This is a genomic window from Amycolatopsis sp. PSD-21 (genome assembly GCF_055561455.1).
The window spans coordinates 2,428,373-2,440,113 of the sequence record NZ_CM145712.1 but is presented as its reverse complement, the minus strand read 5'-3'; the positions used below and the strand labels follow the sequence as shown (position 1 = coordinate 2,440,113).

The following is an 11,741-nucleotide window of genomic DNA, read 5'->3' as shown; positions in this document are numbered from 1 at the left end:
TCTCTAAACGCTGCGCAGCTCCCTCTCTCCCCATCGAACCCCCAGGTAGGTGGAACATGAAGGCTGCCATCCGTGCCCTGGTCTGCGCCTCGGCCGTGCTCGTCCCGTTCGCCGGGCTCGCCGCACCGGCTTCCGCGGCGACCACCGTCGTCTTCGACTGCGAGGCGAAGCCGCCGCTCGTCGGCAACAAGTACCTCAAGCTGAACCAGGACGCCGACGTCACCGCTCCGGCCACGGTCGCTCCCGGCGCCGCCCTCGACGTCGTCATCGACCCGGCGCCGAACACCGTCCCGGCCGAGGTCAGCGGCTACCAGGTCAAGAACATCAAGGACTTCGCCCTGAAGATCCCGATCCCGGCGAACTCGACCTGGGTGGGCGCCGACCTCGCCGGTGGCTCCGGCATCGGCTCGACCCCGCCGAAGATCACCGTCTCCGGCAGCGTCGCGACGCTGAGCTTCCCCGGCCCGATCGCGGGCGGCTCGACGTTCGAACTGCCGACCGTGACCGCGCATCTGACCGCGGGCTCGTCCGGCACCATCGAGACGAAACTGGGCGGGACCAGCTACAGCGACCCGGGCCTGACGTTCACCGCCGTGGTCAGCGCCGGTTTCGACGTCTCCGCCCCGACCGCCTGTTTCCCGAACCCGAGCCCGACCTTCACCACGACGACGATCGGCTGACCCGTGCCTGCGCCACCGTCATCCGATGGTGGCGCAGGCCACTGCCCGGCCCGACTTCGCCCGTGCGAAGGTGGGGCATGGCTGACGAACTGGTGCACTACGACGTGGTGGGCGGCACCGCCACGATCACCCTGGACTCCCCGCACAACCGCAACGCGCTCTCCGCCCAGCTGCGGCGTGAACTGAGCGAATCGCTGGACAAGGCGAAGGCGGACGACGCGGTACGGGTCATCGTGCTCACCCACACCGGTCCGGTGTTCTGCGCGGGCATGGATCTCAAGGAGGCCCGCGGCGCCGGTGCGGGCGCCCAGGGCGTCAACGAGTTCCCGAAGATCCTCGAGCAGCTGTGGACCAGCCCCAAACCGGTCGTGGCGAAGCTGGCGGGCCCCGCGCGGGCGGGCGGGATCGGCATGGTGGCCGCGACCGACATCGCCGTGGCCGTCCACGAAGCGACCTTCGCCTTCTCCGAGGTGCGGATCGGCGTCGTCCCCGCCGTCATCTCGCTCACCGTGCTGCCGCGGCTCAACGCCCGCGCCGCGCACGAGCTCTTCCTGACCGGTGACACCTTCGACGCGAAGCGCGCCGTCGAGATCGGCCTGCTGAACTCCGCCGTCACCGCCGACGAACTCGACGGCGAGGTCGCCCGCTATGTCAAGGCGCTCGCCCTCGGCGGGCCGAAGGCGCTCGCGGCGACGAAGGAACTGCTCAGCAAGCCTCGCCCGGCGACGCCGTCCGAAGGCTTCGAGGCCATGAACAAGCTGTCCGCCGGATTCTTCGCGAGCGAAGAAGGCCAGGAGGGCATCACGGCGTTCGCGCAGAAGCGCAAGCCGAACTGGGTCCCGGAGGCCTAATCCGGCAAGACGACAGTGAGGCGCCGGGAGTCCTTCCGGTCACCGGAGGGCCCCAGCGCCCGCTGCGCGTCGGACAGCACGCTGCGGACGGCCAGGTACGCCTTGGGATCGCGCTCCCTGAGGCCCGAGGAACCGGACCAGATCAGCACGTGCTCGCCGGCCGGGAGCCACGACAGGTCGGTGAGGCAGTCGTAGAGCGCGTCGAGGTTCTTCCCGAAGTAATCGGGGAACGACAACGCCTCCGCGATCGCGTCGAGCGTCGTGTCCTTGTCGACCGTCCGCGTGCCGTCGATCAGATGCGGATACGCGCCGCGGGCGAACGCCTTGTCCGCCGCTTCCTTGCCCGCGCTCATCGGCTGGGATCCACGACGACGAAGGACTTGTAGTGGTCCTCGGTGTAGTACAGCTCCTTGCCGCCACCGGTCACCAGCCGCCTCGCCCCGCGATCAGGGCTGCCCGGCGTCTTGACCGTGTATTCCCGGTAGTAGCCGGAACCCTTGGCCGGCAGGACCTTCTCCCGGTTCTGGAAGGTGACGTCGTCGTTGCGCGGATACGGGTACGGCCCGCCCGCCTGGATGAGCTTCCAGGTGTCGGACGCCTGCGGGGGAAGTCCGGTGAGCGGTTTGACCGGGAGCCCGGACTCCGCACCCGCGACCTTGCCCTTCGCGCCGCTCGCCGCGGCGTCGCCCGACGGCGCGGCCGAAGCGGACGAACTCGCCGGAGCGCTCTTCGTGTCGTCACCGCTGATGCCGTCCTTGACGAACCAGCCTGCGAGCACCAGCACGATCAGGCCGATCAGGGCGGCGGTGATCCGCCTACGGTTGAACATGGTGTGCCAGCTTAGGACGGCCGGTCGGAGTCGTTCGCATCGCGGGCCGTGCCGAAGAACCGGGCGAGCTTGCCGAACACCGTGTCGAGCACCAAGGCCGCGACCAGGCACAGCGGCACCACGACCGCCATGACCAGCACGAACTGGACGGGGAACGGGGCCTGCGCGAGCCACAGCTCGACGCCGTCCCACCAGTCTGCAAGCCCGTTGAACACGCTGTGAGCCTACGCTCGCGCCCGCTGCCACCACCGGTCAGGCCATGTAGGTTGCTGACATGTTCGCCGTTTACGCTTCCGAACCCAACGCCGAAAAGCCGCTGGACTCGCTCGTGATCGGCGAGCGACCCGAGCCCGACGTGCCCGAAGGCTGGGTGCGGGTCAACGTCAAGGCCGCCAGCCTCAACATGCACGACCTGTGGACGTTGCGCGGCGTCGGCATCAAACCCGAGCAGTTCCCGATGATCCTGGGCTGCGACGGCGCGGGCGCCCTCGACGACGGCACCGAGGTCGTCGTCCACTCGGTGATCAACGCCCCTGGCTGGCAGGGCGACGACACGCTCGACCCGAAGCGCACCCTGCTCACCGAGAAGTACCAAGGCACCTTCGCCGAGCAGGTCGTGGTCCCCGCGCGCAACGTCGTGCCGAAGCCGTCGAGCCTGACCTTCGCCGAAGCCGCGACCATGGGCACGGCGTGGCTGACCGCGTACCGGATGCTGTTCGTGAAGTCCGGGCTGCGGCCGGGACAGACGATGCTCGTGCAGGGCGCCTCCGGCGGCGTGTCGACCGCCCTCGTCCAGCTCGGGCGCGCGGCCGGGTTCCGGGTCTGGGTGACCGGACGCAGCGAGGAAAAGCGTGCGCTGGCCGAAAGTCTGGGTGCACATCAGACCTTTGAGTCCGGCGCTCGGCTGCCGGAGCGGGTCGACGCCGTCTTCGAAACCGTCGGCAAGGCGACCTGGTCGCACTCGGTGAAGTCGCTCAAACCGGGCGGGATCATCGTCGTCTCGGGCTCGACCAGCGGCCCGGACGCTCACGCGGAGTTGCAGCGCGTGTTCTTTCTGCAACTGCGTATCGCGGGTTCGACCATGGGGACCAGGGACGAACTGAACGACCTCCTCGCCTACCTCGAGCTCACCGGGGTCCGTCCGCAGATCGGCGCCGAGCTGCCGTTCGCCGAAGCCGAAACCGGGTTTAAGAACATGCTCGACGGGGAAACCTCAGGCAAGGTGGTCTTCACACATTCATCGGAGGGGTGAGCTCTCCCCCTTGGCGCGATGAAGCGCGCACACAGGCGCACGTCCGCGCGTTCCGCGCAGGTCAAACAGTCATTTCGCGGTCTTGTCAAGTGTCAAGAACGTTATGACTCAGGGAGCTTTTCACGACCAAAGTTCGACCAAAATCCGACCTCTCGCGGTTAGCCTTGAAGAATGACCGCATCGCAGCGGCCCGAACCGGCGGACCCCGGGGGCCGGACCAGCACCGACGCCGACCCGATCCGCGTCTCGTTCCGGCGCTACGCCGGTGTCCGCACCAGAGTGCTCGAAGTCGGGCCGCAGCCGGTGGAATCCACCGACCGCGCGCCCCGGCGGATGCTCGGCAAGCGGGCCCCCACACGCGGACAGGTCAAACCGACGGCGCCGAGGCTGGTGCTGCTGCACGGCTATTGCGACAGCGCCGACACCTGGCGCCCGGTTCTGGAGCTGCTCGCGGCCGCCGGTGTTCCGGCGGTCGCGGTCGATCTGCCCGGATTCGGTGACGCGCAGCCACTGCGGCCGGGCCCGATGCTCCCGCAGCTGGACGCGTTCACCGCGGCTGTGGTCAAGGAGCAGGCCGTACTCGGCACGGTGGTGCTCGCCGGCAACTCGCTCGGCGGCACCATGAGCCTCCGGGCCGCAGAGAACCACCGGCTGCCGGTCGCGGGTGTGGTGTCGATCGCCGCGCCCGGTTTCGTGGACAGCTGGCTCATCCGCACCGTGGCCCGGTATCCGCTGCCGCTCCGGATGTACTCGGCCCTGCCGCTGCCGATCCCCGGTTTCCTCGTGCGCGCCGTCGCCGAGCAGGTCGTGCCCCGGCTGCTGTACGCCGACTCCTCCGTCGCGGACGCCGCCCAGGTCCGCCGCTTCACGTCGCTGTTCCCGGACTACCGGTCCACCACCACCAGGCTCGAACAGGCGAGGCAGCTCGTCGAAGAGCTGGCGAACGCGTACCGGCTCGAGGAGGTCCGCATCCCGCTCCTGGTGGTCGTCTGTGGCAAGGACAAGCTGGTCAGCGCCGCCTCCGGGCGTCAGCTGCACGCGCTGGTCCCGCACAGCAGGCTGATGGTGCGCGAGGACTGGGGCCATTGCCCGCAGCTGGACGACCCCGTCGAGATCTCCGAGCTGCTGACCTACTTCTCCGCCGGCGCGTCCAGGCCGTCGAAGATCGCCGCTCGCGTGGCCGCCGAAGTGAGCGAGGACACCGTCGCCGGATAGGTGCGAAGTCCCGACTCCCGCTACGGTGCCCTTCGGACTGTGACCCAGTCCGAAGGGCACAACCTGTTGGGAGACGACGATGTCCGCACCGCGCAGCCTGGGCTCGGGATCCGGGATTTTCCGCCGTAAACCGATCGATCAGATCCAAGAACTCAGTGGGGGCGGAGGGCTCCAACGCACGCTCGGCCTGCGGCAGCTGACCGCGATCGGCGTCGGGGGCATCATCGGCGCGGGGATCTTCTCCCTGGCCGGCGCGGTCGCGAACAAGACGGCCGGGCCCGCCGTGCTCATCTCGTTCCTCATCGCGGGTATCGCCAGCGCCGCCGCCGCGTTCTCCTACGCCGAGTTCGCCGGGCTGATCCCCCGCGCCGGGTCCGCCTACACCTACGGCTACACCGTGCTGGGCGAGATCGTCGGCTGGTTCATCGGCTGGGACCTGCTGCTGGAGTACACCGCGATCGTGGCGGTGGTCGCGATCGGCATCTCCGGCTACTTCAACGAACTGCTGGGCTATCTCAACATCGAGCTCCCGACCTGGATGCTGGGCGCTCCGGGCACCGAAACGGGCGATGTCGCGCCGGGGTCCTACAAGATCAACCTGTTCGCCGTGCTGCTGTGCCTGCTGATCGCCTTCATCCTCAACCAGGGCATGAAGAACGCGGCCCGGTTCGAAACGCTGCTGGTCTACCTGAAGGTCGGCCTGGTCCTGCTGGTCATCGTCGTCGGTGTCTTCCACATCAACACCGACAACTACTCGAACTTCTTCCCGTTCGGCCTCAGCGGCGCGTTCACCGGCGCGGCGACGGTGTTCTTCGCGGTCTTCGGTTACGACGCCATGTCCACCGCGGCCGAGGAGTCGACCGACTCCCAGAAGCACATGCCGAAGGCGATCATCTACTCGCTCGCCATCTCGATGGTGCTCTACGTGCTGGCCTGCCTGGTCCTGACCGGGATGGTCAACTACAAGGACATCGACAGCGAGGCCGCCTTCTCCAGCGCCTTCGCCGGGCTCGGCATGAAGTGGCTCGGCCTGATCATCGCCGTCGGCGCGATCATCGGTATCACCACGGTGCTGTTCACCTTCCTCATGGGCGCGAGCCGGGTCGGCTACTCGATGAGCCGCGACGGTCTGCTGCCCAAGTGGTTCAGCAAGACCCACCCGGTCCGCAAGGTGCCGAGCCGGATGACCTGGGTGCTCGGTATCGCGTCGGCGGTCATCGCCGGGCTGCTTCCCATCGGCGAGGCCGCGGAACTGACGAACATCGGCATCCTGCTCGCGTTCGTCGTCGTCTGCATCGCGGTGATCGTCCTGCGCTACAAGCGGCCCGACCTGCCCCGCACGTTCAAGACGCCGGGTATGCCGATCGTGCCGATCATCGGCGTCGTCTTCTCGATCTGGCTGATCACGTTCCTGAACCCGGAGACCTGGCTGCGGTTCGCGGCCTGGTTCGGCGTCGGCCTGATCATCTACTTCGCCTACAGCCGCCGTCACTCCGCGATGAACGCGAACAACGGCGACGCGAAGCAGGTCAGCGGAGACGACTCAAACGCGTAGCCGCATCGCGGGCTTCGGCCTGGAGGCGTTCGACGATCGACGCCGCCGGGCCGGAGCCCGCGAGCTCGTAGGTCTGCCCCGCGTAGAGGGACATGATCTCGGGGTCACCCGCCTTGCCCGCCGCCGCGCGGATCGGTTTGGTCAGGTTGTTGACCTCCGGATACGCCGACGGCGCCGTGGCCGAGAAGTCCGCGACCACACGGTTGACCAGCGACCGGGCGGGACGCCCGCTGAAAGCCCTGGTGAACGCCGTCGGCCTTCCTCCGTCCGCGAGCGCCTGCCGGTGCGCGGGCTGCGTCCCCGCCTCGTCCGCCCGCAGGAAAGCGGTGCCCAGCTGTGCCGCGACGGCCCCCGCCGCCAGCACCGCCGCGATATCGGCGCCGTGCACCAGCCCACCCGTCGCGACGAGCGGCAGATTCGTCCGCGCCGAAACCAGGCGGAGCAGGCTGAGGACGCCGTACTGCGCGCCCCCGCCTTCGGCTCCGGGCTCGTCAGCGAAGAGTCCTCGATGCGCTCCGGCCTCGAATCCCTGGACCACGAGGGCGTCCGCGCCGACAGCCACGGCCTGATCGGTCTCCGCCGGGCTGGTGACGGTGACGGCCACCTTGCTCCCGTTGGCGTGCAGGCGTTCGACGTCCTCGGGCGAAGGGGTGCCGAAGGTGAACGAAACGACCGGCACCTTCCGCTCGAGGACGACCTCGAGCTTCGCGGCATAGGCGTCGTCGTCCCAGCGCGGCTCGCCGGGCTCGACACCATGGCGTTCGGCCTCCGCGCGCCAGCGCTCGACATGCGCGCCGAGGTCCGCCTCGGCGGCGCCGCCCGGGACGAAGAGGTTCACGCCGAACGGCTCACCGGTCAGCCCGGCCGTCTTCGCGATCCGGTCCGAGAGGGCGTCGGCACTCAGATAGCCCCCGGCCAGGAAGCCGAACCCGCCCGCCGCGGTCACCGCGGCCACGAGCTCGGGAGTGGTCGGCCCACCGGCCATCGGGGCCGCGATCACGGGAAAACGCAGATCTTCGAACACGTTTCCGACGATAGCCCTCTCGCCGTGACACGGAATGTGACGTTCGAGTCACTCCAAGGTTCGGCCATGGTGGTCTAGACCTTTAACGCCGGAAGTGCGACCATCGAACAGCGCGTGACGCGCGTCACGCCCCTGTCCCCTGGAGGCACCCGGTGAAGACTTTGAAAGCGCGGCTGGGCCGCGCCTTCGTCGGGGTGGCGCTGCTCGCCGGCGTCACCACCGCAGCCGCCCCCGTCGCCGACGCGGCCACCCCGCCACTGCAGGCGATCGTCCCGGTCCCGGTCTCGGTCCGCGCGGTCACCGGTTCCGACCACACCCTGACCGCGAACACCAAGATCTACACCCAGGCCGGTTCGGCACAGGCCAAGGCCGTCGGTGACTACCTCGCCGGGATCTTCCGCGCGTCCACCGGCTTCCCACTGCCCGTCTCCGACGCGCCACCGGGCACCCCGGCCGACGGGATCTCACTCCTGCTGTCCGGAGCCGACTCCCGTGTCGGCGACCAGGGCTATCAGCTCAACTCGACATCCGCATCGGTCGTCCTGCGCGCGACGACCGCGCAAGGTCTCTTCGGCGGCGTTCAGACACTGCGGCAGCTGCTGCCGGGCAAGATCGAAAGCTCCACTGCCCAGCAGGGGCCCTGGACGATCCCGGGTGCCGACATCCTGGACTATCCGCGATTCGGCTACCGAGGCGCGATGCTCGACGTCGCCCGGCATTTCCATCCGGTCGCCACCGTCAAGCGGTACATCGACCAGCTGGCGCAGTACAAGATCAACAACCTGCACCTGCACCTCGCCGACGACCAGGGCTGGCGCATCCAGATCGACAGCTGGCCGCGACTGACCACCTACGGCGGCAGCACCCAGGTCGGCGGAGGCGCCGGCGGCTACTACACCAAGGCGCAGTACACGGAGATCGTGAACTACGCGGCCTCGCGATTCATCACGGTCATCCCGGAGATCGACATGCCCGGGCACACCAACGCCGCCCTGGCCTCGTACGCCGAGCTGAACTGCAACAACACCGCTCCCCCGCTGCGCACCGACACCGCCGTCGGCTACAGCTCGCTCTGCATCTCGAAGGAGATCACCTACACCTTCGTCAACGACGTCATCCGCGAGGTCGCCGCGCTGACGCCCGGCCCGTACTTCCACCTCGGCGGCGACGAGGCTCAGGCCACCAGCGACGCGGACTACCGCACGTTCATGAACCGGGTGCTGCCGATGGTGGCCGCCGCGGGCAAGCAGGTCGTCGGCTGGCACGAGATCGGCAAGGCCACCCTGCCCGCCACGGCGACCCCGCAGTTCTGGGGCACGACGACGTCCAGCACGGAGGTCTCGAACGCCGTCGCCCGCGGCAGCAAGGTGATCCTGTCGCCTGCCAACAAGGCCTACCTGGACATGAAGTACAACTCCAGTACCCCGATCGGGCTCTCTTGGGCCGGCTACATCGAGGTCCAGGACGCCTACAACTGGAACCCGGGCGCCTACCTCTCCGGCGTTCCCGAATCCGCCGTCCGCGGCGTCGAATCCCCGCTGTGGACCGAAACCGTGGTCACCCCGGCGAACATCGACTACCTCGCGTTCCCCCGGCTCCCCGCGCACGCCGAGCTCGGCTGGTCGCCGTGGTCGACCCACGATTGGAACACCTTCCGGGTACGCCTCGGCGCCCAAGCCCCGCGATGGCAGGCCCAGGGCCTCGACTACTACAAGTCGGGCCAGGTGCCCTGGGAAACCGGATCCGGTAACCCGGGCACCTGCTCGCTCCCCGCGTGGGACCGTGCTTCGGTCTACACCGGCGGAGCGAGCGTCTCCCACAACGGCCACAAGTGGACAGCGCAGTGGTGGACGCAAGGCGAAGAGCCCGGGACGACCGGCCAATGGGGTGTCTGGCGGGACAACGGCACCTGCTGACCCGTCCAGTAGTCCGCTCGGCCCCTTCACCGGGCCGAGCGGGCTACGGTGGTCACATGGCCGCAGACCTCGAACTCGTCCGCACACTTTCCTTGCGCGAAAACGGACTCGCGACCGTCTCGACGGTCCGCGCCGACGGCACCGTCCACTCTTCGGTGGTCAACGCCGGCGTCTTCGAAGACCCGGTCACCAAGGCACCAGGGGTCGCCTTCGTGGCGATGGGCGGGGTGAAGAAACTCGACCTGTTCCGCCGGGCGGGCCACGCCACGGTCACCTTCAGGCGCGGCTGGGAATGGGCGGCGGTCCAGGGAAGCACGCACCTCATCGGGCCGGACGACCCGGACCCGGACTTCGACCCGGCCGGCCTTCCCCGGTTGCTGCGTGAGGTCTTCATGGCGGCGACGGGGACCCACGACGACTGGGACGAGTACGACCGTGTGATGGCCGCCGAACGCAGGGTCGCCGTCTTCGTCACGGCGAACCGCATCAGCGGGAATCGCTGACGCGAAAGGGCCGCCCGGATCGTGCTCCGGGCGGCCCTTTCGCGAGTGTGGCCTACTTCTTCTTGCTACCGGCGTCCTCAGTGGACAGTGCGGCGACGAAGGCCTCCTGCGGGACCTCGACCCGGCCGACGGTCTTCATCCGCTTCTTGCCTTCCTTCTGCTTTTCCAGCAGTTTGCGCTTACGCGAGATGTCACCGCCGTAACACTTCGCGAGCACGTCCTTGCGGATCGCGCGGATGGTCTCGCGGGCGATGATCCGCGACCCGACGGCCGCCTGGATCGGGACCTCGAACTGCTGCCGCGGGATCAGCTCACGCAGCCGCGTCGCCATCCGGTTGCCGTAACCGTAAGCGGCGTCCTTGTGCACGATCGCCGAGAACGCGTCGACGGTCTCGCCCTGGAGCAGGATGTCGACCTTGACCAGATCGGCGACCTGGTCGCCGCCCTCTTCGTAGTCGAGGGACGCGTAACCACGCGTACGCGACTTCAGCGTGTCGAAGAAGTCGAAGATGATCTCCGCGAGCGGGATGTTGTAGCGCAGCTCGACGCGGTCCTCGGAGAGGTAGTCCATCCCCAGCAGCGTGCCGCGCTTGGCCTGGCACAGCTCCATGATCGTGCCGACGAACTCCGACGGCGCCAGGATGCTCACCTTGGAGACCGGCTCGTGGACCTCGGAGATCTTCATCCCGGACGGCCAGTCCGAGGGGTTCGTCACCACGACCTCGCTCTTGTCCTCGAGCACGACGTTGTAGATGACGTTCGGCGCGGTCGAAATCAGGTCGAGGCCGAATTCGCGCTCGAGCCGGTCCCGGGTGATCTCCAGGTGCAGCAGGCCGAGGAAGCCACAGCGGAATCCGAACCCGAGCGCCACTGAGGTTTCCGGCTCATAGGCGAGCGCGGCGTCGTTGAGCTGGAGCTTGTCCAGTGCTTCACGCAGTTCGGGGTAGTCCGACCCGTCGACCGGGTACAGACCCGAGTAGACCATCGGCTTCGGCTCGCGGTAGCCAGCGAGCGGCTCCTCGGCACCCTTGCGCTCGGAGGTGACGGTGTCACCGACCTTCGACTGACGGACGTCCTTCACCCCGGTGATGAGGTAGCCCACCTCGCCGACCCCGAGCCCCTTGCTGGCCTTGGGCTCCGGAGAGATGATCCCGACCTCGAGGAGTTCGTGGGTGGCACCGGTCGACATCATCTTGATCCGCTCGCGCGGCGTGATCTTCCCGTCGACGACCCTGATGTAGGTCACGACACCCCGGTAGGTGTCGTAGACCGAGTCGAAGATCATCGCCCGGGCGGGCGCGTCCGCGTCGCCGACCGGCGGCGGGACCTGCTTCACGCACTCGTCGAGCAGTTCGGTCACGCCCATACCGGTCTTCGCCGACACGCGGAGCACGTCCGAGGGCTCGCAGCCGATGATGTGCGCCAGCTCGGCCGCGTACTTGTCCGGATCGGCCGACGGCAGGTCGATCTTGTTCAGCACCGGGATGATGTGCAGGTTCTTCTCGAGCGCCAGGTAGAGGTTCGCCAGCGTCTGCGCCTCGATCCCCTGAGCCGCGTCGACCAGCAGAATCGCCCCTTCGCAGGCCTCCAGTGCCCGGGAAACCTCGTAGGTGAAGTCCACGTGGCCGGGAGTGTCGATCAGGTGCAGGACATGATCCTGGCCGTCGACCTTCCAGGGCAGGCGCACGTTCTGCGCCTTGATGGTGATCCCGCGTTCCCGTTCGATGTCCATGCGGTCGAGGTACTGAGCGCGCATGGCCCGCTCCTCGACCACGCCGGTGAGCTGCAGCATCCGGTCGGCCAGGGTCGACTTGCCGTGGTCGATGTGCGCGATGATGCAGAAGTTCCGGATGAGCTCCGGGGGCGTGAAGGTCGTGTCGGCGAACGTCGTCAACGGGTTTCCTCGCGAAGGTCGG

Annotated in this window: 12 protein-coding genes; 7 read left to right on the top strand and 5 right to left on the bottom strand. The window is 68.3% G+C overall.

Features of this window, described 5'->3' with window-relative positions:
- Positions 1 to 56 precede the first annotated feature (56 nt).
- Positions 57 to 680, top strand: a complete 624-nt coding sequence (locus tag ACZ1DY_RS11835) for a cyclase (RefSeq protein WP_126729547.1) — start codon at positions 57 to 59, stop codon at positions 678 to 680.
- 77 nt (positions 681 to 757) lie between these two features.
- Entirely contained in the window at positions 758 to 1,531 is a 774-nt protein-coding gene (locus tag ACZ1DY_RS11830) for an enoyl-CoA hydratase family protein (RefSeq protein WP_465484349.1), read from the top strand.
- Here ACZ1DY_RS11830 and ACZ1DY_RS11825 read toward each other — a convergent pair.
- The 3 genes from ACZ1DY_RS11825 to ACZ1DY_RS11815 are packed head-to-tail and all read right to left on the bottom strand — an operon-like array spanning position 1,528 to position 2,575.
- Positions 1,528 to 1,884, bottom strand: coding sequence for a barstar family protein (locus tag ACZ1DY_RS11825; RefSeq protein WP_257488282.1), 357 nt, complete (start codon positions 1,882 to 1,884; stop codon positions 1,528 to 1,530). The two genes, ACZ1DY_RS11830 and ACZ1DY_RS11825, sit on opposite strands and share 4 nt — an antisense overlap.
- Positions 1,881 to 2,360, bottom strand: coding sequence for a guanyl-specific ribonuclease (locus ACZ1DY_RS11820; RefSeq protein ID WP_126729552.1), 480 nt, complete (start codon positions 2,358 to 2,360; stop codon positions 1,881 to 1,883). The genes ACZ1DY_RS11825 and ACZ1DY_RS11820 overlap by 4 nt, the downstream gene beginning before the upstream one ends.
- A gap of 11 nt (positions 2,361 to 2,371) precedes the next feature.
- Positions 2,372 to 2,575 (bottom strand): hypothetical protein, encoded by a 204-nt coding sequence (locus ACZ1DY_RS11815; RefSeq protein ID WP_126729554.1) that lies wholly within the window; start codon positions 2,573 to 2,575, stop codon positions 2,372 to 2,374.
- Between the two features lie 59 nt (positions 2,576 to 2,634).
- Here ACZ1DY_RS11815 and ACZ1DY_RS11810 point away from each other — a divergent pair, with 59 nt between their 5' ends.
- The 3 genes from ACZ1DY_RS11810 (at position 2,635) to ACZ1DY_RS11800 (ending at position 6,382) form a co-directional block, all read left to right on the top strand.
- Positions 2,635 to 3,612 (top strand): zinc-binding dehydrogenase, encoded by a 978-nt coding sequence (locus ACZ1DY_RS11810; protein WP_465484348.1) that lies wholly within the window; start codon positions 2,635 to 2,637, stop codon positions 3,610 to 3,612.
- Positions 3,613 to 3,783: 171 nt separating this feature from the next.
- Positions 3,784 to 4,827: an alpha/beta hydrolase gene (locus tag ACZ1DY_RS11805; RefSeq protein WP_257488285.1), complete on the top strand. Its 1,044-nt coding sequence runs from the start codon at positions 3,784 to 3,786 to the stop codon at positions 4,825 to 4,827.
- Positions 4,828 to 4,906: 79 nt separating this feature from the next.
- Complete coding sequence (locus ACZ1DY_RS11800; RefSeq protein WP_257488286.1) at positions 4,907 to 6,382, top strand: amino acid permease; 1,476 nt, start codon at positions 4,907 to 4,909, stop codon at positions 6,380 to 6,382.
- Here the strand turns inward: ACZ1DY_RS11800 and ACZ1DY_RS11795 are convergent.
- Entirely contained in the window at positions 6,357 to 7,406 is a 1,050-nt protein-coding gene (locus ACZ1DY_RS11795; RefSeq protein ID WP_257488287.1) for a nitronate monooxygenase, read from the bottom strand. The two genes, ACZ1DY_RS11800 and ACZ1DY_RS11795, sit on opposite strands and share 26 nt — an antisense overlap.
- A 152-nt stretch (positions 7,407 to 7,558) precedes the next feature.
- Between ACZ1DY_RS11795 and ACZ1DY_RS11790 the strand changes: the two genes are divergently transcribed.
- Positions 7,559 to 9,322, top strand: a complete 1,764-nt coding sequence (locus tag ACZ1DY_RS11790) for a family 20 glycosylhydrolase (protein ID WP_257488288.1) — start codon at positions 7,559 to 7,561, stop codon at positions 9,320 to 9,322.
- A 56-nt stretch (positions 9,323 to 9,378) separates the two neighbouring features.
- Positions 9,379 to 9,825 (top strand): pyridoxamine 5'-phosphate oxidase family protein, encoded by a 447-nt coding sequence (locus tag ACZ1DY_RS11785; RefSeq protein ID WP_126729562.1) that lies wholly within the window; start codon positions 9,379 to 9,381, stop codon positions 9,823 to 9,825.
- A 52-nt stretch (positions 9,826 to 9,877) separates the two neighbouring features.
- Here ACZ1DY_RS11785 and lepA read toward each other — a convergent pair whose 3' ends face one another.
- Positions 9,878 to 11,719 carry a translation elongation factor 4 gene (gene lepA / locus ACZ1DY_RS11780; protein ID WP_126729564.1) on the bottom strand — a complete coding sequence of 614 codons (1,842 nt, stop codon included), beginning with the start codon at positions 11,717 to 11,719 and terminating at the stop codon, positions 9,878 to 9,880.
- Between the last annotated feature and the right edge of the window lie 22 nt (positions 11,720 to 11,741).

Excerpts from the sequence above, each read along its gene's own strand:
- ACZ1DY_RS11785 (WP_126729562.1), top strand. The coding sequence starts at position 9,379 with ATGGCCGCAGACCTCGAACTCGTCCGCACACTTTCCTTGCGCGAAAAC.
- ACZ1DY_RS11835 (WP_126729547.1), top strand. The coding sequence starts at position 57 with ATGAAGGCTGCCATCCGTGCCCTGGTCTGCGCCTCGGCCGTGCTCGTC.
- ACZ1DY_RS11830 (WP_465484349.1), top strand. The coding sequence starts at position 758 with ATGGCTGACGAACTGGTGCACTACGACGTGGTGGGCGGCACCGCCACG.
- ACZ1DY_RS11820 (WP_126729552.1), bottom strand. The coding sequence starts at position 2,360 with ATGTTCAACCGTAGGCGGATCACCGCCGCCCTGATCGGCCTGATCGTG.
- ACZ1DY_RS11810 (WP_465484348.1), top strand. The coding sequence starts at position 2,635 with ATGTTCGCCGTTTACGCTTCCGAACCCAACGCCGAAAAGCCGCTGGAC.
- ACZ1DY_RS11805 (WP_257488285.1), top strand. The coding sequence starts at position 3,784 with ATGACCGCATCGCAGCGGCCCGAACCGGCGGACCCCGGGGGCCGGACC.
- ACZ1DY_RS11800 (WP_257488286.1), top strand. The coding sequence starts at position 4,907 with ATGTCCGCACCGCGCAGCCTGGGCTCGGGATCCGGGATTTTCCGCCGT.
- ACZ1DY_RS11825 (WP_257488282.1), bottom strand. The coding sequence starts at position 1,884 with ATGAGCGCGGGCAAGGAAGCGGCGGACAAGGCGTTCGCCCGCGGCGCG.